The sequence below is a fragment of the Acetomicrobium sp. genome (assembly GCF_059026225.1).
In genome coordinates this window covers 302962-328844 of sequence record NZ_JBWQOQ010000008.1, presented here as the reverse complement: position 1 = coordinate 328844, position 25883 = coordinate 302962, and the positions used below count along the sequence as shown (strand labels likewise).

23 protein-coding genes and 1 tRNA gene are annotated in these 25883 nt (G+C 43.9%); 1 reads left to right on the top strand and 23 read right to left on the bottom strand.

The window, feature by feature from the left end:
• Positions 1-2: 2 nt before the first annotated feature.
• The 20 genes from AC5SXE_RS11320 to AC5SXE_RS11225 all read right to left on the bottom strand — a co-directional run bounded on the left by AC5SXE_RS11320 (position 3) and on the right by AC5SXE_RS11225 (position 19972).
• A complete protein-coding gene (locus AC5SXE_RS11320; RefSeq protein ID WP_493917375.1) occupies positions 3-2105 on the bottom strand; it encodes an acetate--CoA ligase family protein in 2103 nt (700 codons plus the stop codon).
• 280 nt (positions 2106-2385) lie between these two features.
• Positions 2386-2470, bottom strand: a tRNA-Leu gene (locus tag AC5SXE_RS11315).
• Between the two features lie 87 nt (positions 2471-2557).
• Entirely contained in the window at positions 2558-4183 is a 1626-nt protein-coding gene (locus tag AC5SXE_RS11310; protein ID WP_493917374.1) for an HAD-IC family P-type ATPase, read from the bottom strand.
• 62 nt (positions 4184-4245) lie between these two features.
• Positions 4246-5109, bottom strand: coding sequence for a P-type ATPase actuator domain-containing protein (locus tag AC5SXE_RS11305; RefSeq protein WP_493917373.1), 864 nt, complete (start codon positions 5107-5109; stop codon positions 4246-4248).
• A 140-nt stretch (positions 5110-5249) separates the two neighbouring features.
• Positions 5250-5534, bottom strand: a complete 285-nt coding sequence (locus tag AC5SXE_RS11300; protein WP_310847008.1) for a hypothetical protein — start codon at positions 5532-5534, stop codon at positions 5250-5252.
• 22 nt (positions 5535-5556) lie between these two features.
• A complete protein-coding gene (locus tag AC5SXE_RS11295; protein WP_493917372.1) occupies positions 5557-6105 on the bottom strand; it encodes an L-2-amino-thiazoline-4-carboxylic acid hydrolase in 549 nt (182 codons plus the stop codon).
• 543 nt (positions 6106-6648) lie between these two features.
• The gene (locus tag AC5SXE_RS11290; protein ID WP_303882165.1) at positions 6649-7611 is read right to left on the bottom strand and encodes an L-threonine 3-dehydrogenase; all 963 of its coding nucleotides are present in this window, start codon (positions 7609-7611) and stop codon (positions 6649-6651) included.
• 314 nt (positions 7612-7925) lie between these two features.
• Positions 7926-8273, bottom strand: coding sequence for a 50S ribosomal protein L19 (gene rplS / locus AC5SXE_RS11285; protein WP_303882166.1), 348 nt, complete (start codon positions 8271-8273; stop codon positions 7926-7928).
• Positions 8274-8300: 27 nt separating this feature from the next.
• Complete coding sequence (trmD, locus tag AC5SXE_RS11280; protein WP_310847022.1) at positions 8301-9560, bottom strand: tRNA (guanosine(37)-N1)-methyltransferase TrmD; 1260 nt, start codon at positions 9558-9560, stop codon at positions 8301-8303.
• Positions 9551-10081: a ribosome maturation factor RimM gene (gene rimM / locus AC5SXE_RS11275; protein WP_303882168.1), complete on the bottom strand. Its 531-nt coding sequence runs from the start codon at positions 10079-10081 to the stop codon at positions 9551-9553. The genes trmD and rimM overlap by 10 nt, the downstream gene beginning before the upstream one ends.
• A gap of 26 nt (positions 10082-10107) precedes the next feature.
• Positions 10108-10353 carry a KH domain-containing protein gene (locus AC5SXE_RS11270; RefSeq protein WP_310847175.1) on the bottom strand — a complete coding sequence of 82 codons (246 nt, stop codon included), beginning with the start codon at positions 10351-10353 and terminating at the stop codon, positions 10108-10110.
• Positions 10353-10622 carry a 30S ribosomal protein S16 gene (gene rpsP, locus AC5SXE_RS11265; protein WP_303882169.1) on the bottom strand — a complete coding sequence of 90 codons (270 nt, stop codon included), beginning with the start codon at positions 10620-10622 and terminating at the stop codon, positions 10353-10355. Before rpsP ends, AC5SXE_RS11270 begins: the two co-directional genes overlap by 1 nt.
• 14 nt (positions 10623-10636) lie before the next feature.
• Complete coding sequence (gene ffh / locus AC5SXE_RS11260) at positions 10637-11974, bottom strand: signal recognition particle protein (protein WP_310847029.1); 1338 nt, start codon at positions 11972-11974, stop codon at positions 10637-10639.
• Complete coding sequence (locus AC5SXE_RS11255) at positions 11967-12347, bottom strand: sigma factor-like helix-turn-helix DNA-binding protein (RefSeq protein ID WP_303882172.1); 381 nt, start codon at positions 12345-12347, stop codon at positions 11967-11969. The genes ffh and AC5SXE_RS11255 overlap by 8 nt, the downstream gene beginning before the upstream one ends.
• A gap of 188 nt (positions 12348-12535) precedes the next feature.
• The gene (gene gyaR, locus AC5SXE_RS11250) at positions 12536-13528 is read right to left on the bottom strand and encodes a glyoxylate reductase (RefSeq protein WP_310847035.1); all 993 of its coding nucleotides are present in this window, start codon (positions 13526-13528) and stop codon (positions 12536-12538) included.
• A 3-nt stretch (positions 13529-13531) separates the two neighbouring features.
• Positions 13532-14734 carry a M20 metallopeptidase family protein gene (locus AC5SXE_RS11245; RefSeq protein ID WP_493917371.1) on the bottom strand — a complete coding sequence of 401 codons (1203 nt, stop codon included), beginning with the start codon at positions 14732-14734 and terminating at the stop codon, positions 13532-13534.
• A 14-nt stretch (positions 14735-14748) separates the two neighbouring features.
• A complete protein-coding gene (locus tag AC5SXE_RS11240) occupies positions 14749-15936 on the bottom strand; it encodes a hypothetical protein (RefSeq protein ID WP_310847043.1) in 1188 nt (395 codons plus the stop codon).
• A 340-nt stretch (positions 15937-16276) separates the two neighbouring features.
• Complete coding sequence (locus tag AC5SXE_RS11235) at positions 16277-17374, bottom strand: M24 family metallopeptidase (RefSeq protein ID WP_310847045.1); 1098 nt, start codon at positions 17372-17374, stop codon at positions 16277-16279.
• A 181-nt stretch (positions 17375-17555) separates the two neighbouring features.
• Positions 17556-18431, bottom strand: coding sequence for a GGDEF domain-containing protein (locus AC5SXE_RS11230; RefSeq protein WP_310847046.1), 876 nt, complete (start codon positions 18429-18431; stop codon positions 17556-17558).
• Positions 18422-19972 (bottom strand): PAS domain S-box protein, encoded by a 1551-nt coding sequence (locus AC5SXE_RS11225; RefSeq protein WP_332635596.1) that lies wholly within the window; start codon positions 19970-19972, stop codon positions 18422-18424. Before AC5SXE_RS11225 ends, AC5SXE_RS11230 begins: the two co-directional genes overlap by 10 nt.
• A 439-nt stretch (positions 19973-20411) precedes the next feature.
• Here AC5SXE_RS11225 and AC5SXE_RS11220 point away from each other — a divergent pair, with 439 nt between their 5' ends.
• A complete protein-coding gene (locus AC5SXE_RS11220; protein WP_310847053.1) occupies positions 20412-22460 on the top strand; it encodes a methyl-accepting chemotaxis protein in 2049 nt (682 codons plus the stop codon).
• A 253-nt stretch (positions 22461-22713) separates the two neighbouring features.
• Here AC5SXE_RS11220 and AC5SXE_RS11215 read toward each other — a convergent pair whose 3' ends face one another.
• Genes AC5SXE_RS11215 through phoU form a run of 3 tightly spaced genes read right to left on the bottom strand, consistent with a single transcriptional unit; the run spans position 22714 to position 25860 of the window.
• Positions 22714-24477, bottom strand: coding sequence for an ATP-binding protein (locus AC5SXE_RS11215; protein WP_310847056.1), 1764 nt, complete (start codon positions 24475-24477; stop codon positions 22714-22716).
• Positions 24464-25171 carry a response regulator transcription factor gene (locus tag AC5SXE_RS11210; protein ID WP_303883707.1) on the bottom strand — a complete coding sequence of 236 codons (708 nt, stop codon included), beginning with the start codon at positions 25169-25171 and terminating at the stop codon, positions 24464-24466. Before AC5SXE_RS11210 ends, AC5SXE_RS11215 begins: the two co-directional genes overlap by 14 nt.
• A complete protein-coding gene (phoU, locus tag AC5SXE_RS11205; RefSeq protein WP_310847058.1) occupies positions 25168-25860 on the bottom strand; it encodes a phosphate signaling complex protein PhoU in 693 nt (230 codons plus the stop codon). The genes AC5SXE_RS11210 and phoU overlap by 4 nt, the downstream gene beginning before the upstream one ends.
• Positions 25861-25883: the final 23 nt, after the last annotated feature.

Here is a 25883-nt window from a genome sequence, read left to right as displayed (position 1 = left end):
TATCACTCCTTCGCTTTGCGTAACACCAGGGCATCGGCAACGATGACTCCTTTATTTTCGTCCAACACAAAGATGGGATTTGCATCCAGCTCAAGAAGATCAGACTCGATACACGCAATTTTTGACACCAAGCTGACCACCCTGGCTAAGGCATCAATATCCTTTTTCTTCCTGCCCCTGGCCCCCACAAGAAGCGGGAATCCCTTTAGTTCTCTGATCATTTCATAAGCCGTTGTTTCATCAATAGGTGCATGGCGCAGGGACACATCCCCTAACACCTCGACATATATTCCTCCAAGCCCAACGACTACTATGGGACCAAATATCGGATCTCTTTTGATCCCAACCATACACTCTAATCCATCATCTACCAATTCCTGAACTAAAACTCCCTGTATTCGCGCGTCGTGACGATATTTATTGGCATTTTCCAATATTCTGCCGTAAGCATTTCGTATTTGCTCTTCACTGCTCAGCCCCAAAGCTATGACGCCTGCTTCCGTCTTATGCAAGATATCTGGGGACATTACCTTCAAAACGACAGGATACCCTATCTCCTCAGAGGCTGACAATACTTCTTCCAACGAGAGGCATAACCGTTCTCGAGTAACGGGAACCCCCCAATGCTCCAAAAGCCTTTTAGCATCATATTCAGTCATCATCAATGGAAGTTTCGGCAGGTAAGGCTCACCTTTTACGGTAATTTCCACCGTAGATTTGGATAATATTTCATTCCACTTTCCAAGGGCGCTCAAAGCAAAGGCACTTCTTCTAAGGCTCTGAAATAGGGGAACACCAGCTGCCTTAAGTTGCTGCAAGAACTCCTCTCCATGTTTTCGGTCGATCAACCAACTACAGTTTATAGGCTTATAAGTGCGATCATTTGCCGCTATGAGGTCTTTCGTCATCTGCCTTCCCGACTCCCCGGTTATCATAGATATTATGACCGTCACCATGTCTATATCCGAACATTCCAGTACGGCATCCAAGCAACCAGGAGACCCCTTAGGATCGTTGATGACTTGGGCAGTCATATCTACGGGGTTTAAAGACGAACCGAAGGAAGGAATATAGGGTTTTATCTTTTCTTGTGTTTCAGGCTTCAAAATGGGAACTTTCAAGCCATATTCGTCAAGCAAATCTGTCATGATTATGCCCGCTCCACCTGAAGTGGTCAGAATGGCGACGTTTTTACCCTTAGCCCTTTTGGGAGATGAAAAGACATGTCCGAGATCTATGATGTCTTCTACATCCGAAATGCCAATCACGCCGTACTGTTTAAATACAGCATCCCAAACGACCTTATCTCCAGTCAAAGCAGCGGTATGACTTTTTGCCGCTTCCTTTGCAACATCGCTTTTACCTACTTTTAAAACTGCCACAGGAATTTCTTTCTCACGAGCCCTTTTGACGAGCTCGAGAAACCTGGGTCCGTCCTGCAAGCCCTCTAAGTAAAGTATGAGTAGCTTTACTTCTTCATCTTGGATGATATACTGCCCAAAATCTACCGCATCAAGATCTACTTGATTTCCTGTCGTCACAACATATCGAAATTTAACGCCGCTGTCTACACTCAAGGCAAAAGATGCAAACCCGAAGGCACCGCTTTGAGAAATGTAGGCAATATTTCCCGGTTCTAACGGTTCGTCATCGAGGGAAGCGGTAAAACTTAAAGGGATTCCATCCACGAAGTTAACAAGGCCTTGACAATTCGGTCCTACTAGGCGTATGCCTCCTTCTTTAGCTATTGAAACGATCCTCTCCTGCAAGTAGGGATCATCCGCTTCTGCAAATCCTGAGGAGAATATAACCGCAAAGGGAACCTTCTTTTCAGCACATTGCTCTAAAATTCCAGGGACCAAACTTGCCCTTACTCCTACAATCACCACGTCAGGAGACACTGGGAGCGAACGTACGTCGGGGTAACAAGTAAAACCGTGAAGGGAATCATATTTAGGATTGACCGGGAAAATGCCACCTTTGTATTTATATCGCATTAACAACTTTAAAGGCCTGCCCGATATGCTATCCAGGTTAGACGAGGCGCCAACTATTGCGATGTTTCGTGGCTTAAAAAGACGATCTAAACCCACATTAAGCGACACATAAACCTCCCCCCCTCTGCTCACTCAAAAACTCCGTCGATCATGACTGATAATATAGTATCACATGCTATAAACTCGGTGGAGGCCACGAGAGTTTTTAAGACAGAGAAAATGCTTGACCCGGTGACTTGCCTCATTCTGATGAGTAAAAAGGTAGGAGTAAAGGAGAGTAATGACAGGGATGTCTTATCAAACATTCCATCAATATGCAATTATAAGTAATCTACAATACAAAGAGGAGCTTGCTCAAGCTCCTCTTTGTTGCTTTATTTTCAATTCATGGTGCCGAGGGGGGGATTTGAACCCCCACGGGAAACCCCACACGCCCCTCAAACGTGCGTGTCTACCTATTCCACCACCTCGGCGTTGCAATCGCATTATACGCAACATATTTTTATTCGTCAAGACGGGTTACCTCACTTAAAACCAAAGGGAAACTTCTATCTCTCTACTCAATCCTTCCTATGGCTATAGAAAATACGTTTCATAAGCTCAGCGGAAGAGAAATAAGCCATCACTATAACGCAAATGGCCACAATGAGATAAAGCGGAAGAGGGCCAAAACCCATAATTGGCCCCACAGATGAATAGGGGAGCCAAAGGACAAAAACCATAACGCAAATAGAGACCAACAGTAGGGATTTTGCCGGGGAATTACGATAGAAGGGTAAACGAGTACGAAGGGCAAATATCACTGTCGCAGCAGAAAGTACAGACTCCACGAACCAACCTGTTCGAAATAAAACCTGATTAGCTTTAGTTAAAAGGAGCAAGCCAAATGTAGCAAAATCGAAGATCGAGCTCAACGGGCCAAAGGTAACCATGAAGCGACGAATGAAACCTATATCCCAACGGTGAGGAGCTTTGATATATGTTTGGTCTACCCGGTCATAAGCGATGGTCATCTCCGGAAGGTCGGTCAGCAAATTGATAAGCAAAATTTGTTTGGGCAATAGGGGAAGGAAGGGGAGAAAAATGGACGCTACAGCCATACTGAACATGTTGCCAAAGTTTGCACTGGTAGCCATGAAGACGTATTTCAGCGTGTTGGCAAAAATATGTCTTCCCTGGATTACCCCATCTTTGAGCACCTTAAGGTCTTTCTCAAGGAGGACGAAATCGGCAGCATCCTTGGCGACATCGGCCGCACTGTCCACAGAGATCCCAACATCTGCGCTGTGAAGTGCAAGGGCATCATTTACACCATCGCCCATAAAACCCACTACGTTGCCCATTCTTTTCAGGGTAATGACGATACGCTGTTTTTGGCGAGGATCTACCTCAGCAAATATTTCAGCCGCTTCAGCCATCCGAAGAAGAGCTTCATCGCTCAAGGCATCCAAATCTTTTCCGCTCAAGATCTTCGTCACCTTTAAACCAACGGAAGAGGCGACATGGGCAGCGACGAATCTGTTGTCCCCAGTAATGATCTTGAGGTTTACACCTAATTCTTTAAGTTCCAATAAGACGTCTTCTATGCCCTCCTTTGGCGGATCAAAAAAACGCAGAAAACCGATGAAGATCATATCTTTTTCGCATTCCTTCGAACATGTGATATCGGGGGCCAAATCTTTTCGTGCCACTCCGATAACTCGGAAGCCTTGCTCGCTCCAGGTGCGATACAAGGCAAGAATGCCATCAAGCTTAGCCTGATCAAGGGGAAGAATTTTTCCGTCTTTATGAATGGAAGATGAGATTTCGAGGACATTTTCGAGTGCACCTTTCGTGATTATATATGAAGTTTTTGTAGTAGCAGAGTTTTCCTGAACAGCTATCGTGAGGCGCTTGCGCTCAAAATCATATGGAACCTCGCCGATCTTCTGAAAATCACTTATATCTAGCTGTCGTGCTGAGGCAATGGCCTCATCCAGGGGATTGACAAAGCCAGCCTGCAACTTCGCATTGGTATAGGCTTCCTTGAAAACCAAATCAGAAGGTTTTCCGTCAGCGTCGTAGGCACCTTCTAACTCCACAGTCCCCTTGGTAATTGTCCCCGTCTTATCCATACAAAGGACATTCATGCTTCCGAAATTCTCTATGGCCGCAAGGCGACGTACAACAACCCCCGCCTTACCCATGAGCTTTGAACCCTTGGACAAGTTCGTGACAATTATCGCGGGTAGAAGTTGAGGTGTGAGTCCTACGGCCAATGCGACCGAAAAAGGAGCGAATCCAAAACAGATCTCTTGAAAACCACGTTTAGGATAAAAATTCCGAGGACTAAAATGAGCATTATTTCCGAGAGAAAATACCCTAAATGCTGAATACCGCGTTCAAACTCCGTAGTCAAAGGGCGAATCCTGAGCCGATGTGCAATTTGCCCAAGAATAGTGTCCCGCCCTGTCGCAATGACTAACATCTTACCACTGCCGTTTGCAACGCTCGTTCCCATGAACACCGTGTTCTTGCGTTCGGAAAGGCTGCTCTGGGCATTAGTCGTTTCCGGTTTTTTCTCTGCAGGGAAGTCTTCACCCGTTATTATAGCCTGGTTGACAAAAAGGCCGTTTGATTCAATGACTATGCCATCTCCAGGAATAAGGCTGCCCACAGAAAGGAGAACGACATCTCCTGGAACGATTTCTTCCATAGGGATGGATTGTTCCCGTCCTTCCCGTATCACTTTACATTGCACGGAAACCCTTCTTTGCAACTTTTCAACGGCGTTATTAGCACTATATTCCTCGAAAAAACCCAAAACTGCGCTAAGGAAGACGATGGTCAATATTATCGCAGAATCCGCAAAACTCTGCACCACGGCGGAAACAACGGTTGCAAAGAGGAGGATTATGATAATTGGGCTTTTAAACTGAGAAAGAAAAATGGAAAAGGCCGAAAAACGTTTTTTAGCATCCAGCCGGTTAAGGCCAACCAATTTCAGACGTTCAAGGGCCTCGGATTCAGACAGTCCTCTCGCTATATTGGCACCTAATACATTTGCCAGTGCTTCGACAGGCATTGTCCAATACTCAGCAAGCTCTTCTTTCCAAGATCCTTCAGTCTTCATTTACGTCAACCTTCCCAGCTTTGGAATCGTCTAATGCCTCAAAAATTCATCCACACATTATTGCAGTAAACTTACATTGTCAAGCCGTAGAACCACTTCATTTAAAATTAAAGTAAAATGGTATCTATGTCTTGCGATCCTCAAAATATCCTTGACAAGAATCTAAAGAGAAAGAACATGTATAGTAGTGGACAAGCTGGACACAAAACCTTATATGGGCCAAGACTGCAACTAAAAGTATAGAAAACATCTTTCCAGGAGGAACTTACCGAAAACTCCTTGAAGCACAGGGCATAGAGTAAAGGCGCCTTGTTCCTTTTATTGTAGACACCTGCAGCAATACACTTAAATGCGGCTGCAGTTCCAACAATTTTTTTGCCCTCTTCTCTTTTTGCAAAAGAGGTCCTTTCGTATGCAACATTCAATTCCTTCTTAATTGCTTATCATTCATCTATCTATGTATCTCCAATCTTTATCTTCATCGAAGAAGTCCTTTTTTTCCTGTTCGGTAGTAAGCCTAATGGCAAATTCGCAATATTCATCACCATCAGGCAGTGCTTTTAAGTGTACCAATTTATAATCCGGATTAAAGGCCATGTATTTTGCAACATCGACGAAGCAGTATAGCCTTCCAAGCTCACCCATGCCCATTTCATTCCAATACTTCCCCATGACACAACCACGGGCTATGATCCTTGGTTCACCGTCGATCTCTAGTTTTTCCATGCTCTCGTGCATTCCATAATGTGGGAGATCCTCAACGTAATTTTCGGGTTCTAAGCTTAATCCCAAAGCATTCGCCTTTGCTTTAACTTCCTTGCCAATGCTAATTCCATATTGCTTTATGGCTTTAAGGACTATTTGTTTGCCTTTTTCCTCGCCAAATTCCGCTACCAATGTCTTGGCAAAGGCAAGATGAAGCATTGCCAATCTTCTGCAAACTCTTGCAACCTGCTCTGCAGCTTCTTTCAAAGGCACCTTTTCTTCTTTAAGCATTTGCCATATCCCTCCTAAAAATAAAGCAATATTTTTGCGAACTCAATGAAAAGGTTTCCTCAAAAAGCATTTTTCATTATGTTCATTTTTGCATGTGCCTTTAAAAACTGCGATCAAAAGATATGCAAGCTCAAGGACATACGCCACAAGGCTACTCCCTAGGGTTGTGGTGGAGATACTTATTTTCTTGCGACTGGCATTTTTTAAGTCATCTTCAGAAGTTTAGCTGACTGGCACCAGTATTCCAATGGTATCACATTTTTTAAAACCCGGATGCACCTCATTCTTTCTTTCCCTTTAAACAAAATTTCATTAACCTTCTTCTGGTCTTTGTGTGTAGTTTGTTATAAAATATGTTTCAGGAAAAGCCCTTCCTCGAAAAGACGCACACACATAAGCGCCACTTTCCCTCCTGCTTATGTGGGTGCGTCTTTATTTATGACATCAATGTAACCGCCTTTCGAACGTAAAGTTGCCTGGAAAACATTGCCCGCAGCTTTGTAATACTTTAATAGTACGGGTTTACTTAATAAATGCACATTGTCACTTGTAGCTTACGCCAAGTTTTTCCGATAGCTTCTCTAACATGTCCTCTACCATTATGGGTAAATCGTACTCGGGATTCCAACTCCATTCTTGCCTGGCGCAACTATCATCGAGCATATCGGGCCAAGAATCTGCTATCTTTTGTTTTACGGGGTCTATGTGATAAGTCATTTTAAAATCCGGAATGTGTTTTTTGATTTCCTCTGCCAGTTCCTTAGGCGTGAAAGCCATGGCTGTAATGTTAAAGGCATTTCGATGAACCAAATGGTTTGGGTCAGCTTCCATTAGCTCCATGGCAGCCTTTAAGGCATCGGGCATATACATCATATCCAGTCGAGTATCTTCCTTCAAGTAACAGGTATATCTTTTATTTTTCAATGCCTCGTAGAATATTTCGACTGCGTAGTCAGTCGTACCTCCTCCGGGCAGGGTTTTGTAAGAAATTAAACCCGGATATCTTACGCCACGAGTATCAACCCCATACTTGAAATGATAGTAGTCGCACAAAAGCTCACCCGTTACCTTTGTGACACCATACATCGTCCTGGGGCGCTGTATGGTGTCCTGTGGGGTCTTCCATTTTGGGGAATTAGGACCGAAGGCAGCTATAGAGCTTGGGACAAATAATGCGCACTCAAACTCCCTCGCTATTTCAAGGGCATTTCTCAAGCCTCCAATGTTGACCTCCCATGCTCGCATCGGGTTTTCTTCTGCCCTTGCAGACAGGATGGCAGGAAGGTGGTATATAGTATTTATTTTATACTTCTTAACGACTTCGACAAATACATTAGCATCAACCACGTCAATAACTTCATAAGGTCCGCTTTCAAGCAAGTCTTGTCCGGGGTTTCGCCTGTGACCTCCACATACCACGTTTTCATTTCCGTATCTTTGCCTCAGTGCAGGCACCAACTCAGAACCAATCTGACCCGTTCCGCCAGTGACAAGAATCCTTTTCAATGAAAATCCCCCTTTCTATTTCTAGGCACCAAGTAATTCTCCTAGCAAAAAATTAACCCTTCTAGACACTTTTCAAAAACAAGCCATTGCCTGCAAAAAACAGAAGTTAAAACTATTATATCAATGCATATTACATATATATCATATGCGAACATTCACCTAGTAGGCTTAGTGCTTTAGGCACAAAAAAGGCTTGCAAGTTTGATTTAACAGCTGCAAGCCTCTTTTGCTAGATACACAATACATTATTTAATGCTACCGCAACATCAAGGATAGTACACAATCCACGTCCTCTTTTGTATAATTTGAATCGTTTATCTGCGACGTTCTTTGATGCGCGCAGCTTTTCCTGACAATTTCCTCAAATAATACAGCTTCGCCCTTCTAACCCTTCCGTGGCGCACGATCTCTACTTTTTCCACGTTAGGGCAATAGACAGGAAATATCCTCTCGACACCAATTCCGCCGGAAACTTTTCTAACCGTAAAGGTTTCCCTCAAGCCGCCTTTTTTCCTTGCTATAACGACTCCCTCAAATACCTGAATCCTCTCTTTGCCAGCTTCTCTTACTTTTACATGAACCTTAACGGTATCTCCGGGCCTAAAATCTGGCAATTCTCGCTTTTGATATTTTTTTTCAATTAAATCAATCCTTGGGTCCATCCCGTTTTCCTCCCTTACTTTAAAACTTTACCTCGATCCGAAGAAGCGATCTAGCGCAACCGCCACTGCGCTTCGAACGGATAAATGATTGTACTCTCCATATCCGCCTAATATAGGATCTAAGACTGCATCAACTTGATTAAAAATTTCATCTGCAAGACCCCAACTTGTGCCAAAAACTAGGCACAAAGGGGCGTCTTGTTCCAAGATGGTCCTTTTTAGTTCGAGCCATGGTATTGCGCCCTTTCTTTTTTTCGCTGTAGTCGCAACTATAAAGGGCTTTTCCTTCTCCCGCCGCTTTATCCACATTATGGCAAATTCAATAGAATTAAAGGTTTTAACTAAATTCAAGGCTTCGGACCTCATGGGATTAAGTCCTTCTTTAGAAGCCCTTTCCCAATGAGCTGTAATTTTATGTATCATATCACGCTGCGATTTAAGCGGGGTAATTACCAAAAATTTGTCTACACCATAAGTCATACAACTCCTGCTTATATCGTGAAGGTCAAGACCGGTTACTGCCGAAGTTACTACTTCATCATTTTTATTCAGCACTGGATGATGAACCAACATAACGTAAATACCCTGACTCAAGTATGGCCTTATGCCTGCTCTGGACAAAAGGTCCGGACGACGACTTAGCGTCCTTAAAGCAGCTTGTCTCATGCGCCACCTTGCCGTCCTTTCATGGTCTCCCGAAGTTAGTTCTTCGGGAACTTGAATGCCATTCCACTCCGCAGGCCTGGTGTAGTGCGGATAGTCCAACATGCCTTTATAAAAAGAATCCTCCAGGACTGCTTCCTTTTTCCCAACAACACCGGGTATTAACCTTGAAACGGCATCGATGATGACCATTGCGGGAAGTTCTCCACCGGTTAGCACGTAATCCCCTATTGATATTTCAAGGTCCACACACTTTTCTACGAAGCGTTCATCAATTCCTTCGTAGTGACCGCATATTAGAATGACATGATCTTTAGCAGCCAATGCTTCTACCACATCTTGCGTAAGAATGACGCCTTGCGGCGAAGGATATACTACGTAAGCCTTGTCCGACTTAATGCTTTCTAAGGCTTTATATAAAGGTTCGGGCATAATGACCATTCCGCCGCCACCATAAGAATAATCGTCTATTTGACCATAGCTGTTTTGTGCGAAATCTCTCAAATTTACGATCTCTACTTCTATCTTGCCCTCTTTAATGGCCTTCCCAACTATGCTCGTATTTAAGAAAGCATGAAAATACTCTGGAAAGGCAGTCACTACGGAAAAGCGCACTACTCCCACAATCCTTCCATCAAGTGCACTTTTACTAAACCTTCTTCCAGATTTATTTCCTTGATAACTTCCGATATGGCTGGGAGCATGCGTTTTTTACCGTCTTGCGCCTCCACTACATAAACATCGTTGCTGCCCGTTGGCATAATTTCAACGAGCGTGCCCAAAGGGTCTCCACTCTCAACATCAACAACTACGAGCCCGAGCAAATCATCCAGCCAATAACATCCCTCAGGGAGTTCAACTCTTTCCTCTCGGGTTATCATTATAAGGCCGCCACGCAGGCTTTCAGCCCCCTCTCTGTCGACAATTTCGTCGACACCGACAATAAACTGCTTTTTACCTACGTGCTCCCTTAAAGAATTGATCGTGAGTCGGCACCAAAAGGAACCGTTAGGGCGATAAACATCAAGGTGATCCATACCGTTAAAACGATCCGGAAAATCGGTCAATGGCAGAAGGCGGAACTCTCCTTTAATTCCGTGAGCGCCTACAATCCGCCCTATGGTGACCAACTCTTTTACACTCATTAAATCACCCACCTCTTTGGGCTTTTTCATTCTTCAACTATTACATCTATTTTTTCTTTAGACTTAATTGAAGCTGCCTTGGCAATCACTCGTATAGATCTAATGGTCGATCCTGCCTTGCCTATGACACGGCCCATATCCTCAGGATTAACTTTGATAGATACTTTGATCTTGCCATCCTCTGAATCTTGCCTTACTTCTACGTCTTCAGGTTTAGTTACCAACTGCATCACTATAGTTTTAACTAAGTCCGCATAGTCCACCATGCGCATCAAGCCTTCTTGCTCTCCACAAACTTATCCCACACACCAGCCTTTCTCAACAATGACCTGGCTGTATCCGAAGGTTGAGCCCCAACTTTTAACCAATAAATGGCCCTTTCTTCGTTGACTTTCACCTCTGCCGGATCCGTTAGCGGGTTGTAAGTGCCTATCATCTCAATGAACTTCCCGTCCCGAGGAGAACGAGAGTCAGCAACCACCAAACGATAAAAGGGCCTCTTTTTGCGTCCATGACGTGCTAATCTGATCCTAACCACCATACACACTGCACCTCCTAAAATAATCCTTTGGGAATCTTTAGGCCTCTTAATTTGCCCTTACCCTTACCAAAGCGTTTAAATATTTCTTTCATTTGTTGATATTGCCTCAATACCTGATTGACCATTTGGACATTTGTGCCAGAACCACTGGCAATTCGGCGCTTTCTGCTGCCTTTTATTATCTCCGGCCTTTTTCTCTCTTCCGGCGTCATCGAAAGAATAATAGCCTCAACGTGTTTAATGCGCCTGAAATCTACATCAGAGACTTGAGATTTAACCTTTCCGGGAAGGGGAAGCATGTCCATTACTTTGTCAAGTGGACCGAGTTTTTGAATTTGTCTTAGTTGTACTAGTAAATCCTCAAGGGTAAACTTATCATCCTTGAGGCTTTTTTGAACCCGCTCAATTTCTTCGACGTCACTAGATTTTTGTATTTTCTCGAGCAACCCTTCCATGTCGCCCATGCCAAGTATGCGTTGCGCCATCCTTGCAGCGTCAAACTCTTCTAAGTCTTCGAGGTGCTCGCCAACTCCCACGAGCTTGATAGGAACTCCAGTCGCAGCTTTAACGGCAAGAGCCGCACCTCCCCGGGCATCTCCATCCAGCTTAGTTAATATCACTCCCGTAATACCCGCCTTTTCTTGAAAGGCTTGTGCCACATTGACGCCTTCTTGTCCAGTCATGGCGTCTACAACGAGCAAGACCTCTTGTGGGTTTAATAACTTATGCATCCGTTCTAGTTCCGACATGAGATCGTCATCGACATGCAAACGCCCCGCCGTGTCGAAGATAATTACGTCAATGAGGCGAGAATCTGCATATGTCAAGGCTCTTTTAGCAACATCCAATACGTTATTGGAGCCGGCTTCTTCGGGACCAAAAAATGGAACACCCGCCTTTTCGGCTAAGACTTTAAGCTGTTTTACCGCAGCAGGACGACGTAAATCGCAGGCAACGACCATGGGTTTATGGCTATCCGATATCCTTAAGGCAAGCTTTACTGCAGTAGTCGTCTTACCAGAACCCTGCAATCCCACGAGCGTAAATATTGATGGTGGTTTGGGAGCAAAGTTCAATCTTTCCCTCTTACCTCCCATGAGGTTGCAAAGCTCCTCGTATACGACGGCATAAACTTGCTGAGCAGGCATGATAGAAGATAGAACTTCTTGACCAAGACAACGATCTTTAATTCGCTCAACTAGGTCCTTTGCTATCTTATAGTTAACATCGGCCTCCAGCAACGCTCTTCTTACCTCACGCAAAGCGTCACTGATATCTTCTTCTGTGAGCCTGCCCTTGCTTCTAAGTTTAGAAAAAATTCCTTCTAATCGCTCTTTTAAGGAATCAAACATCCTGATCACCCATCTTTCCTAAATCCGAAAGCAACTCTGACATTTTGGATTTGAATTCTTCGGAAAGTTCATTATCACGTTGATTCAATAGTTTTTCTACATTTCTTTTATATTCCCCAAGTGCCTCTAAGGTACGCTTATAGCCTACCACCTCTTCTATTTCAATAAGCCGCTTCCTGGCTCGTTGAAGGAGTTCAAAAACTCCTTGGCGACTTATCTGTAAGACACCGGCAACTTCGGACAAAGACCAATCGGCCATATCATAAAGCTCGATGGCCTTTCTTTGTTTTTCCGTCAAAAGTCCTCCGTAAAGGTCAAAAAGTACATTCCAATCTACTCGCGATTTCAGTAAATCCTCGTATTCCTTGGACATAAAAATCTCCCCGTTTTTCAAGTCCTTTTCAGTCAAATCCAAGCGAAGAGATTATATATCCGGTACAGCTTGGTGTCAATGCCAAAACGTTTACATTGCAATAATTACTGTCGGAGTGCAGTGTCATTAACTTTTTGACCAACTTCAGGAAGTACGCTCTTTTTTGTCTTTTGAGACCTAGGTTTCTTTCACCTACCCATCATCACTTCGGGGTTGACCAGGTTAGGAGGCACTTCTCCTTTCAGCGCTTTGAGGGCGTTTTCTGCCACCATGGTGGCCATTTTGGCGCGCGTGGCGTATGAAGCCGAGCCAAGATGAGGCAGCAAGACCGCGTTATCAAGTTCAAGAAGCTCGGGCTCTACCTCGGGTTCACGTTCAAAGACATCAAGGCCGGCTCCCCTGATCCAGCCTTCTTTCAGGGCCTTCGCCAAAGCCTTTTCGTCAACGATAGGTCCCCTCGCAGTGTTTATGAGGTAGGCTTCCTTTTTCATCATCTTTAGCTCTCGCTCGCCGATCAGATGTCTGGTTTCCTTTGTAAGCGGTACGTGGATCGATACGAAGTCCGCCTCTTTAAGCAGATCATCGAGCGGCCTGTATTCGGCGTTTAACTTCTTTTCCAATTCTGCGGTGGCTTTATGAGAGCTATAGTAGATGACTTTCATGTCAAACCCCATTGCCCTGCGCGCTACCGCTCTGCCAATGTTTCCAAAGCCAATGATGCCAAGCGTTGCGTGATAGACGTCCGTGCCCAAAAGAAGCATAGGCTTCCATCCCTTAAACTTTCCCTGGCGCAAGAATTTATCGCCCTCCACGACTCTGCGGGCTGTCGCCAAAAGCAGAGCCCACGCCAGATCGGCCGTCGTATCCGTGAGCACACCGGGCGTGTTAGTCACCATGATACCGCGCTTTGTGGCTGCAACAACGTCGATATTGTCAAATCCGACGGCATAATTGGCAATGATCTTAAGCTGCGGGCCTGCCGCGTCCATCACTTCGCCATCGATTTTATCGGCAAGCAGGCAGACGATGGCATTCACTCCATTGACTTCCTTTAAAAGCACATCCCTCGGGAAAACCCCTTCGTAGTCGAACACCTTGACATCACAATGCTCCTCCAACATGCGCATCCCCTCTTCCGGGATGCGACTTGTCACCAAAACCTTTGGCATTTTTCTCATCATTAACTATTCCTCTCCTTTGGACTCCATCACAAGGGCCGTTAAAAGCGCCACACCTTTTTTTAGCACCCCATCGTTGGTCTTAAACGTTGGGTTATGGTGTTCGGCATCGGTGCCTTTTTGAGAATCTGCCATCCCTAAGAAAAAAATGACTCCCGGTACTTTCTGTTGATAGAAGCTAAAATCCTCTGAACCCATCACTATGGGCATTTCTGTCAGGGATTGATCGCCAAACATGGCTGATGCAACTTTTTTCAAGGTCTCAACCATGTCAGGGTCGTTTACGGTGACAGGATAGACGGGAATAAAGTTGGTTTTAACTTCACACCTCAAAGCGCTACCTATTCCCTTTGCGATTCGTTCTATACTTCCGGGCAATTCGTCACGCACAATTGAATTAGTCGTGCGAATGTTGCCTTGAATTAGCGCTTTTTCGGGAATGACGTTGGGGGCGCTTCCGCTCTCCAGCCTGCCGATGCTTAAGACCGCCGTTTCTTGCGGGTCCAGCTCTCGGCTTATTATAGTCTGTAGCGACAATACTATACTTGCCGCCGCTATGGTAGGATCTATCGCTTCGTGGGGCCTTGAACCGTGACCTCCTTTACCCTTTATCTCTACCCCCCATATGTCTGCGGAGGCCATAGTTGGACCGGATCTGTAGCCAATTTTACCCGCCGGAAGCGAACTCCACACGTGAAGGCCCCAAATGGCTTCCACACCGTCCAAAGCGCCTTCCTCGATAAGCTGGCGAGCGCCAGACCGAACGCCTGACTCTTCTGCCGGTTGGAAGATCAAGCGCACTTTACAGGGAAGTTTATCTTTTAACAAAGCAAGCATGTGGGCAACCCCTAAAAGTATCGCCGCGTGAGCGTCGTGTCCGCAAGCGTGCATGACGCCTTTATTTATGGACCTCCAAGGCACGTCTGCCTCCTCTTCGATTGGCAAAGCATCGATGTCCGCCCTTAATGCTATCAGGGGAACTTCTTTTCTTCCAGCTATATCTCCAACAACGCCAGACTCCGTCCCACCGAAACCGCGACGCACGTTTTCAAACCCCAACTCTTTCAAGACCTGCTCTATGACTTTAGACGTCCTCTCCTCTTTCCAGGAAAGCTCGGGGTGGGCGTGGAAATCACGGCGAAATTTTATGACTTTCTCCTCAAGCTCTTCAGCAAGCTCAACGATTTCTTCAAGTTTCAAAAAAATCACGCTCCTTGAAAAAATTACAACAATTTCACTAGGAATCCAGCCAGGAAAACTGAAGCGATAGTAACTGTCGTAAAACCGGAAACCAACATCTTGGGCAGTATCTTAGTGAGCACAAACTCCTTTTCTTCAGGGGTCTCGCCCACAGCATTTGCCACTTCCTGAGACACTATAAACGTCCCAGGGAAACCGAACAAGCAACAGACACCTATGGCGAGGCTCATCTCCCATGAATACTTGAAAATTCTGGACAAAATTACCGATGAGATGGCAATTCCCACCACGGCTATGGCAAAGGATAAAACGATGGGAACTATGAGAGAGATTACCATGCCCGGCGTTGCCTTATTTAAGTTCATGAAAATGGGCACCAACAAAGCAAAAAGGGTAAAGCCCTCCGAATTTGCCCTAGTCAAGATCTTTGGTTCAAGAAATCCTATCTCGTAAAATATGATACCGAATATCAATGCCATCACAAATTTATCGATGACACCGCCCAAAAGGGTAGTCGCTACCACAGCAAGCCACCCCACAAGCATGGTCTTCATTATCAGGATAAATGGCGTTTGCAACTCCTTTGGGGTTTCCGGAATAAATTTCCATTTTCGCTCATTTTTTCCGAGATTAGCCTCTAATTTCGAGGATTGGTCATCTTTAAGAACACCTCCGCTTCGATAAGCATCGCGAAGGCGGTGTCCCTCCCGCGATAAACAAATCGAAGCTATCGGCAAACCAACGAAGTTCTGAAGCACCAAAAGAAGCGTAAGAAAAACCAAGACCGTCTCCAAGCCCTTAGCCTTAGCTGCCTCACTCATGATGAGGGTCGCTACAACCCCGCCCGAGATGGGACCCGCAGCTGGCACTGCAAATTCTTTGCCAATGAGGGGTGAACCTATCAGGAAAAGGACAATCCCCGCAGCGATAATAGCGCTTAAGGCTATAATCACTGTCTTCCACTCTTCCTGCAAATCTTTAAGCCTCATCAATGTGCCCATATGCACCATAAGCGTGGGGATTAACGCCAAAGAGAGTTTAACAATAGCGGCATCCTCAAATAAGGTCTTGGGAACACCAAACCAAAAACCAACCATAAAAATGATTCCTGAAACAAATAACATGGAAAAAATCGCCTTTGTCTTCTGAGAGACATAATCGCCAATCGCATACACAATAGCAATAACCAGTAGAGCTGTGATGGTCTCCATTGATATTCCTCCTTTTAACTCATAAAATTCTTGTCCCCACCCTCTTGCTATGCCAAGCCGCTCTAACCCAACCATGTTTATGCATTCAATATTAAAATCACCTTTCATATTAATCAAATTCTTAAAAATTTTGGCATACACACCAGAGTTTACCACGAAATTCAACAATAACCATCGCGATCGAGAAGATGTTGGGGCACACAGCGAGCCATTATCGTCAGAAAATGATCACCGAAATCTTATGGAGGGATAGCGCTTGCGCCGTCCCTCCATAAGATCGTCATATAAATACCCCAACTGTCATCTTCTGCACATTATATAAAGTTTGGTTAAACAGGTGTCAAAGGACGATGATCCCTTTAGGCAACTTCGAAAGAGGCCAACAGCCGTCCTTTGTTACAACCACAACATTTTCGATGCGAATGCCTATCTTGCCGGGGATATAAATTCCTGGCTCTATGCTGAAAGTCATGCCTGGTTCCAGAGGCATTTTGTTGCCTTCCATGATGTAAGGGGCCTCGTGAATTGCTACGCCTATCCCGTGACCTAGCCTGGTGTTGAAATATTCTCCGTAACCGGCTTCTTCTATGACCCTCCTTGCCGCCCTATCGACCTCTTCCGCCGTGACTCCCGGTCTTACCGCAGATTCACCGGCTTCTTGGGCACGCAGGACTACGTCGTAAAGCTCTTTCTCTTCTTCTGTCGGCTCACCCACGAAAACCGTACGGGTGGTATCAGAACAATAGCTTTCATACCTGCACCCAAAGTCGACGAGCACCAGATCGCGTTCTCTTATGACCCCTTTGGCGCCATTATAATGGGGCTTTGAGGCGTTTTCCTTTTGCGCAACGATGACGTCAAAGGCCGGTTCGTCAGCTCCGTGTTTCTCAAAAAGCTCAAGAAGTTTTTTCCTGATTTCCCCCTCCGTCATACCCGGTTTTATAAAGCCCAGAAGTTCCTTAAAAGCCTCGTCAGAAATTTGTGTTGCCTTTTCCAGCTTTTCTATCTCCGAAGGGCTCTTGATTATCCTCATCTTATCCAGCAAATGCCATCCGTTCAACAACTTTACCCCGTGTCGATCGGCTATCTCAATGGCGTCCACGGCCCTCACGCCGTAATTAACGGCAAGCTTCTTGCCGTTAAGGCCATAATCATCCATCGCTTGAGCTAACGCTGGATAAAACCAATTCTTGTCCTCCCACATGTATGCAGGCGTCTCTTTGCCCAATGCTGCCTCAAACTCTTCTGCATACAGATAGGGCGTGACGTAGAAATACCTGCCATCTCCCAGGACGAAAAGCCCCTTGAATCGTTCGCACTCCCCCGTTTTCAATCCGCTGAGGTACTCTAAATCATCTCCAGGGCCTAAAAGAAAAGCGTCAATTCCCCTGCTTTGTAGATTCTTCGAAATTTCCTGCACCTTATTTTTGTCCAACATGCTAATATGCCTCCTTCGTCTAGTGCCTTTTATTCTTCATACAAAACAATTGGTGTAAATCTCTACACACAGTATACCCCACTGAGAAGTACATAAAAATTCACTGTAGAAATGCCAGTTGTGGGTTAAAAACACCGGAGGGTTTGAATAATATGACCTTTGAGGCTGTTTGTTTCTGTCATCATTCGTCTTCCACAGCAACAGAATTTTTGCCCTTAGCCTTTGCGTTGTATAGGGCTCTGTCAGCCCTTTTTATTCCTTCTTCCAAAGGTTCGTCTGTCAAAAGCCTGGATATTCCTACACTAACTGTCACGTTAAATCCTGAAAATCGTCGACCTTCTATGTTGCGTCTCAACCGATCAGCAATGCAAAGGGCTTCATCAACCGTAATCATCGACACAATTAAAAATTCATCTCCACCCCATCTTACGAAAAGATCATCTTTCCTAATCGTCTCTCTTACCGCTTCGCTTAATTCCCTTAACACCGAGTCTCCTGCCAAATGACCATAAGTGTCATTTATCTTTTTGAAATCATCGATATCTAATAAAATGAGGCTCAAACTCTTTCCCATTTTCTTACACTGAGCAATCACATCGGGAAGTTTATCTCGCAATCCTTTCCTGTTCAAAATTCCGGTTAAGGGATCCAGCATCGAACTCGTATAAAGCCCTTCTATCAATTGTGCGGTTTCTGCCTCTTTGAGTTTTTCTTCAGTAATGTCCCAGAATACTCCGGCGAATATCGACGGATTGCCCTCGAGGTCTCGTTCAACCACAAGGGCAGTAGCTTCAATCCATATATATTCGCCATTTTTCCTCCTAATCCGATAATTCGTTCTGTAATTATCGTTTATGTTTTCAAAAACCCTTTGCAATGACAGATTATATTGTTCCAGGTCTTCGGGATGCACAAGCTCCTTAAATTGAGAAAAACTTTTAATTTCCCCATCATCATATCCTAGAAGTTCATATCCGAGGGAATTCATCCATAATTCGTCCGTTTTAACGTTGCGTTCGAAGTAGGCTACATTGCTTCCCATCAAGGTCAATTCCAACCGCTTTTTTGCCCTCTCAATGATTCTTGCATTTGTACCAACGCAGTGACATCTATCATAATGATAAGTGTCCCTATGAGTTTCTCGCCATTCTTAATCGGTCTTTTGTGGACGTTTAAATAATGAATCTCGCCGGATTTATCCCTAAAAAGAATCGGGGTGGTTTGAAACTCCTCCTCATTCACGACGTAATTTGAACTATTCAACTCTATATTTCCCGCAAGGGATATATCGGAAATACAATCGCTGATCTTGCATCCCTTGATCCGCCCGCAGGTGGGCGAAAGGTAATTTTCAAAGGCTTTATTCCACAGTACAATGCGTCCGCTGCCATCGATATAACACATGGCATCAGGGATCGTTTCTACTAGTTGTTTTAAAAAGGCCACCTCCCGGTGTAATGCCTCTTCAGCTCTTCTACGTCTGTTGAAGTTAATTAGCAAAAGCAATGCCAGGACGGACAAAATTGAAACGACACATATAGCAGGCAAAAGAACATTTTTATATCTTCTATAAAAAGTCTCAGGAACATTTAACAGAATATGGTTCTTTGGGAGTGAAGAACGAGTTATATCAAACTTTTTGAGCATGGGGTAATTTACTAAGTAGTTTTTCGGAAGATCCATAACGATGGGTATATATCTGACTTCCCTTCCTGCCAGAACGGAATTCAAAATCCTTACGACGGCTTCTATTTGTGTTTTAGGCGTCGGAGCACAAGATGCTAGAGCTCCGCCAAGATTTACAAGGGGAGTTAATAACGTTACAACAGGCAGGGATACGCCCCGTAGCAACTCGCTCACTCTTTCTATCGAATACACATTGTTTTGCTCATCTCTCAAGTAAGAAAGAAGAAAAATTGCGGATCCTTCGGGAGCATTTTCAAACCTTTCCTTCATTTCGTTCCATGGCAATCCTATGAGATATTCCACAGAAAGATGCTTCAGTCTTTTAAATACGAGCCTTGCCTTTTCGTATAGGTCGACACCTAAAGTCGTTTTGTCTGACACGACAAATACATGTTTTGCGGGCAATATTTGAAGCATTAAATTCACATTCGCCGATACATCCAGATCCTCGAAAACGCCAGTCATGTTTCTTTCCAAAGCGGCAAAATATATCAACACCTTACTGGCAATGCTTCCAAAGATAATGGGGAGAGTAGATAAATTTTCCAGGTCGTTTTTTTCCGCTAATAAAAATTGCAGGGCATCGTCGTCGAAGCAGAGAATACAATCGATTTTGCGATTTCGATACTTGGATATAATGTACTCTTCAAACAGTCCATAATAATCGGCAGGATCAAATCTCTTCGCATCGAGATATTCATAAAAAAGGTTAACCGAATTACCGCTTTTATCCAACTCTTCTTTGAGGGTGTTATTAAATACTCTCGTGTAAATATATTCCGGATCATATGAATGTAACACCAGGATATTTCGTTCATTGCACAAAGCGGTAGGAGTGAATGATAACAATACAATGATGCACAATAATAACATCTTGCCATTTACGTATTGTTTCGCCAATTTTCTTCTCATAAATCTTCCTCCGCAAGAAATCTAACCTTATAGGCTTAATGAAAAGTTCATCCCATATTCTCCAACTTAATCCCCGCCTTCCCTTTGTACGGTGAAAATAGGAACAAACCTTAGTCTGTATAAATTATCATATTAAAGATTAGGTGCAGAGGGTGTTTCTCGTAAGACTCATTATGATTTACCCTACTATTATAATACAATTAAATATCGCTATAAAGCTCCTCTAGTTTACATGAACTTTCGGTTTTACAAGTTTCAAATTTTGTGTGACAATAAACCCGTGAACTTTTAAATCAAAACCATTAACATCTTCTGCTGGAAAGCAAGTTACTCTTGATTAAATCCCAATTCTATAATGATATCTTAATGAAATTTAACATATTTTTCAAATTGAGTTAGTTGATTTTTTAAATATCAAAATGTAAGGAGGGAGCAGCAATTGACCGTTAGACGGAGACTCGTTTTGTTGTCGGCAGGAATTTTGATAACTTTATGCATGGTAGGCTTTTTCTCATATCGAGGAAGCAGAACAATCATAATCGATCAGATCAATCAAGGCGGAAGGCTGGCCACTGATACGGCTACCGCATCGTTATCCAACTGGATTAACATTCGTACCAATGTAGTCAAGCTTATGGCTGAGAATATCATTTACATGTGGGAAAACTATGGAATATCAGGTTATCTTGTTAAAGATTACTTGGCAAAGACATTCGATAGACACAAAGACCTAGGATTTATTGAAATTTACATGTGTACTCCAAAAAACGAGTTCATGAGCGCCACGGGGTGGGAACCTCCGGCCGATATGGATATGCGCAAACGCCCCTGGTATGTAGAGGCAGAAAAATACAGCGACGTGATATTTACAGATCCCTATGAAGCGGTAAACGTAGAAGGCTTTGTGATTACTGCAGCAATTGCCGCAATGGACAAAAAGGGGAAGCTGCTGGGCGTGGTTGCAGCCGATGTCTTGATAAAAGACGTTATCGAATTTGTTACGTCGCAAAAGCTCCTCGGTTACGGCTATGGCATATTAGTCGATCAGAAGGGTAACATCATAGCTCACCCAAACAAAGATTACATCATGAAACTCAACCTAACTCAACCATCTGCCTTGGTTTCGCAAGACCTTGCATCCCTTGCCCAAAAGATGGTGAATGGCGAAAAATCTGATGGCATATACACCATGGATGGCGAGAAAAGGAAGATCTTCTTTGCCCCTCTCGATAACGGCTGGAGCATTGGCATCACGGCCGCCACCAACGAAATATTTTCCCCCCTGGTCAATGTAGGAATAAGACTCTTTGTGATAGGGATCATATGTTTAGCGATATTAGGATTGTTTATCTTCTTCACAGCAAAGGCCATCACAAATCCCATAGGCAAGCTCCTTAACGTTGCTCAAAGCGTCATCAAGGGAGAACTTACCGCTAGGACTTCTTTACAGGGAAGCGATGAACTAGCCCAGGTAGGAAAGGCCTTGGATCAATTAATAGAACACCAGCAACAAATACTCCTCGGCCTTAGGAGCCGCAGCGATAAACTCTCACAGGAAGCTACAGCTTTGGACGAGATCTCCGACGCAACATCAGCATTCGTCAACATTATAACAAAGGAAGCTGATGAATTAAAGGTGATTGCCGAGGACAATGCCGATGCCATATCTTCGGCAAATGCTGGCATAGAAGAAGTAGCCTCCGCCGCCCAGGGCGCTGCAAAAGCAGCTGCCGAAGCCTCGAACCAAGCGGAAATTTTGAGAGGAAATGCCCAGGAAACTGGCGATTTGATAACCTACGCCGCAAAACGGGTAACAGAAATGGCCGAATCATTCCGTCAGATTGCCAAGGTAATTTCGCAATTGAACGAAAGGGCCGGACAAATCGGAAGCATTGTCTCAACCATCTCAAGGGTAGCCGATCAGACGAATTTACTGGCTTTAAACGCAGCCATAGAAGCTGCAAGAGCCGGCGAACATGGCCGCGGTTTTGCGGTCGTCGCCGATGAAGTGAGGAAGCTTGCCGAAGAAAGCAACGAAGCAGCCATGCAAATAGGTTTGTTAGCAAAATCCATCATAGAGGAAACTTCACAAGCCGTAGAAGTCACAAATAAGGGCGTAGAACTGGCAGCGGCAGGAGAAAAGGAAGCTTTATTGATGGAAAAACACATAGGAGACGTTTTGAAGGCCATCGAGCTGATAGTAGATCAGATCCAAAACGTCGCTGCCACTGCAGAGGAACAATCGGCGAGCACGCAAGAAATGGCTGCCTCCATAGACAGAGTTGCACAAGGGGTAGAATCAACTCGGGAAAAAGCAGAGAGCATGACAAAATCGGTAAAAGAATTGGAAGAGCGCGTCGCTGCCCTTAAGCGGGCCTCCCAAGACCTGGAAACTTTGGCCAAGGAACTGCACCAAGAAATCAAACTTTACAAATTGGATTCCGCCGCACTTCAAGAAGAACCTGCAGGGCTAGTGCCGTTAGAATAACTGCTGAATAACTAGGGCTGCCGGTTATTTATCTATCGGCAGCCCTTGATAGACTTGCTACATTCAACTAGAACACAAACCTTAAAGTTAATTTAATCCGCCAACGCTCTCCTAAAGAGGGTTAAATAATCCTCTTTAATCATTTCATGGGAGGGTTGCTCTTCGTGGAAATATTTTTAGCGGCCATATCGGCCAACTTTTCCAAGTATTCCTCTTTTACGCCAAGGCTTGAAAAGATCCATTAAAAACATCATTACTCTTTCATCTTCGGTAGGTTAATCGTAAATATAGTCGGTTCCCTTGCTGATGTCACTTCAATCAAACCATTATGAGCTTCAATGATGTTTTTCGCAATGGCTAATCCGAGCCCAAAACCGGTCATTTCTCCTTTTCGTCGGATCTTATCTGTAGAGCTTCTCTTAAACCTGTCAAAAATATTTAATACGATATCGGGAGATATGCCAACTCCATTGTCGGAAACAGATATACGCCACCAACGACCTCCGTCCGATAATGAAACAGATATTATGCCTCCCTCTTTTTCTCCATATTTTCTGCGAGTATATTTTATTGCGTTGTCAATCACGTTTCCTATAGCCCTCTTTAACTCCTCCGGCGATCCCATGGTAAAGGCATCCTTCAGCTGTATATTTACGTTCCATTTTATGTTTCGTCCTTGGGGGTAGCTTTTGTATTCATTTACTAGATCTTCTATTAGTTGATCAAGCCTTATTTTGTGTCTATTCTGAGCCATCGTTTCTATCGATTGCCCTTCCAGCCTTGCAAGGTAGAGCAAATTATCGACCAGATTGGATACACGGTCCTGCTGTTCTATAATCTTTTTAAGTAATTCCTCTCGTTCCTCTTTGGAAAGATCCGGGCTATCTAGCATTATTTCAGCCGCTGCCTTTATGACCGTCATAGGAGTCTGGAACTCATGACTTGCCTCGGCAATAAAATTTCTCATGGCGATTTCTAGTTGCCTTTGTTCTGTGACATCTGTTATTAAAAATAAAAATCCGCTCCCAATGCTTTTGCCCTTACAACATAAGTATTTCTTTTCCGGCTTAGAAATATCGAAATATGTCTCCGATTCGGGGGTTTCTTTCAGGCGATCATAAAGTTCTATTAACTTGGGTATTCCAATAACTCCGACAAAGGGTTTCTCAACGTAGCTTCCTTCGTGCATGGCCAACAAACTTATGGTACTTTCGTTGAGATAATGTATTTTTCCGTGGTTGTCGGCAAGAACCACACCTGCAGGCAGGGAATCCAGTAATTGTTTTAGATTATCTTTTTGTTGGCTGAGGAGTGCTAGGGTTTGTTGCAGATTTTCGGACATTTCCTTTAAAGAAGCCGCTAAATTTGAAACTTCTGGGGGACCGACAAGTGAGAATTTTGCAGCGTGCCCCGAAGCTAAATTTGCTGCCACCGAGCTAAGTTCACTGAGAGGGTGTAAAATCCTTCGAACTATTAAATGACCTAGTAAAATTGCAAACGCAAATAACGATAATAAGGCTAGGAAAAAGTACGTGTTTAACTTTTGACTGATCCTTGAAACTTGAACTAATGGTTTTGATAGCATTACTATAACGTTGCCATCTATCAAATCGATCTTTTTAAAAACATTAACAGTATGTAGTCGCAACGTTTTATTATACGTGCAACTCACGTTGTAAGGCTCCTTGAGCGCCCTTTGAAACTCAGGCTTTACATAAAGGTATTCTATTTTTGCTTCTTCGGGTTGACTATCCCATAAATTTTTTCCATTGGCATCGTACAATAATATTCTTGCGTTCGTTAAACCTTTGTTGATAGTTAAAAATTGGACGGCTCCCTGGCGATTCATTGGTTGTATCGATATTGATATCTCATCTGCTACGTTTGATAGCTCAGCAATAGAATACTCCACCAACGAACGTTCACAAGTTTTCAATGCAATGTACCATGACAACCCAAGAGACAGCAACACCAAGATGCATGTAAAAAAGATGATCTGGATCTTAATGCTTCTCATCGCTCACACAGCTATCGGCTATTTTGTAGCCTCGATATCGAATGGTCCTAATTAGATTAGGATCAATCCCTGCTTCTTTGAACTTTGTCCTCAATCTGCAAATGTGGGCATCAATGGCACGAGACTCTCCCAACAATGTTCCCCATACTTTTACCAGCAATTCCTCTCTTGATGTAATTTTTGGTGCATTCTTCAATAAAACCTTCATGATCCTGGTTTCAATAGGTGTTAAATCGATCGTTACATGGTCATATTGCAATTCATTTGCATCCGCATTTAGCTTAAATCGTCCATGATTTATTATCCCATTGGATTGAGGTGTAACTCTTCTTAAAACCGATCTGATTCTGGCGTGTAATTCAGCGAGGGAGAAGGGCTTTTTCACGTAGTCATCTGCACCCAGCTCAAAACCTTCAATTACGTCTCTTTCATCTCGTCTGGCTGTAAGAATTATTATAGGTATATCCCTGGTAAGAGGATCTTTTTTTAATCTACGACAAACTTCCCAGCCGTCCATCGATGGCAACATTAAGTCTAAGACGACCAGCTTAGGCAACAGTTCGTAGCACAATTCCAGTGCTTTATCCCCATCTTGTGCTATGGTAACATCAAATCCCTTCGTTATTAAATAGCGACTGATAAGAGACGCTATATCTTCTTCATCTTCAACGACGAGAATTCGCTCTCCTTTCAATCCTTATCCTCCTTTGGCCTCCTGATTTGAGAGGCGCTCACTTTCTTTCCGGTAACCAAGTATATAACCCTTTCGGCTAAATTTGTGGCGTGATCGCCAGCCCTTTCTAAGGTACGGGAAATTAACAGAAGCTCCGTTGCCTGCTCTATAACACGTGGCCTTTCCATCATTATTAATAGAAGTTCGTGAAAAATTTGCCGATCCAGATCATCGACCTCATCGTCAAGGCGACAAACCTCTTCTGCCTTCTTTATATCTTTTTCCATTAACGCTTCCAATGCTAGGTTGACCATTTTTCTTATGTCAGCTTCCATGCGTGGGATATCTAAAAGAGGTTTAATGTGTGGACGGTCTGAAAGTTTAGTGGCACGTTTTGCTATACTTGTCCCGTAATCGCCGATGCGTTCTAAATCAACCGCCATGTGCATGATTGCCGAAACAATTCTTAAGTCTTGTCCTAAAGGTTGAAATCTAGCCATAAACTTTAAACAACTCATGTCAATATCTTCTGCGAGCTCATCGAGTATGGCATCACCCTCGATAACTTCTCTTGCTTTCAATACATCTTGCTCTTTTAGAGCAACCACTGAACGCGATAAGGCATCCACGGCTAATCTACCAAGTTTTAATAATTTTTCTTCTAAATTTCTTAATTCGATGTCAATGTGTTCTCTCGCATCTAGCTCCATCTCTCCCGTCAACTCCTTCGTAT

Bases quoted from the DNA above. Each gene is read 5' to 3' on its own strand.
- AC5SXE_RS11310 (WP_493917374.1), bottom strand. From the start codon at position 4,183: ATGGGTAAGGCGGGGGTTGTTGTACGTCGCCTTGCGGCCATAGAGAAT.
- AC5SXE_RS11305 (WP_493917373.1), bottom strand. From the start codon at position 5,109: ATGAAGACTGAAGGATCTTGGAAAGAAGAGCTTGCTGAGTATTGGACA.
- AC5SXE_RS11295 (WP_493917372.1), bottom strand. From the start codon at position 6,105: ATGCTTAAAGAAGAAAAGGTGCCTTTGAAAGAAGCTGCAGAGCAGGTT.
- rplS (WP_303882166.1), bottom strand. From the start codon at position 8,273: ATGGACCCAAGGATTGATTTAATTGAAAAAAAATATCAAAAGCGAGAA.
- rimM (WP_303882168.1), bottom strand. From the start codon at position 10,081: ATGAGTGTAAAAGAGTTGGTCACCATAGGGCGGATTGTAGGCGCTCAC.
- AC5SXE_RS11270 (WP_310847175.1), bottom strand. From the start codon at position 10,353: ATGCGCATGGTGGACTATGCGGACTTAGTTAAAACTATAGTGATGCAG.
- rpsP (WP_303882169.1), bottom strand. From the start codon at position 10,622: ATGGTGGTTAGGATCAGATTAGCACGTCATGGACGCAAAAAGAGGCCC.
- ffh (WP_310847029.1), bottom strand. From the start codon at position 11,974: ATGTTTGATTCCTTAAAAGAGCGATTAGAAGGAATTTTTTCTAAACTT.
- AC5SXE_RS11255 (WP_303882172.1), bottom strand. From the start codon at position 12,347: ATGTCCAAGGAATACGAGGATTTACTGAAATCGCGAGTAGATTGGAAT.
- gyaR (WP_310847035.1), bottom strand. From the start codon at position 13,528: ATGATGAGAAAAATGCCAAAGGTTTTGGTGACAAGTCGCATCCCGGAA.
- AC5SXE_RS11240 (WP_310847043.1), bottom strand. From the start codon at position 15,936: ATGGAGACCATCACAGCTCTACTGGTTATTGCTATTGTGTATGCGATT.
- AC5SXE_RS11235 (WP_310847045.1), bottom strand. From the start codon at position 17,374: ATGTTGGACAAAAATAAGGTGCAGGAAATTTCGAAGAATCTACAAAGC.
- AC5SXE_RS11225 (WP_332635596.1), bottom strand. From the start codon at position 19,972: ATGAGAAGAAAATTGGCGAAACAATACGTAAATGGCAAGATGTTATTA.
- AC5SXE_RS11215 (WP_310847056.1), bottom strand. From the start codon at position 24,477: ATGAGAAGCATTAAGATCCAGATCATCTTTTTTACATGCATCTTGGTG.
- phoU (WP_310847058.1), bottom strand. From the start codon at position 25,860: ATGGAGCTAGATGCGAGAGAACACATTGACATCGAATTAAGAAATTTA.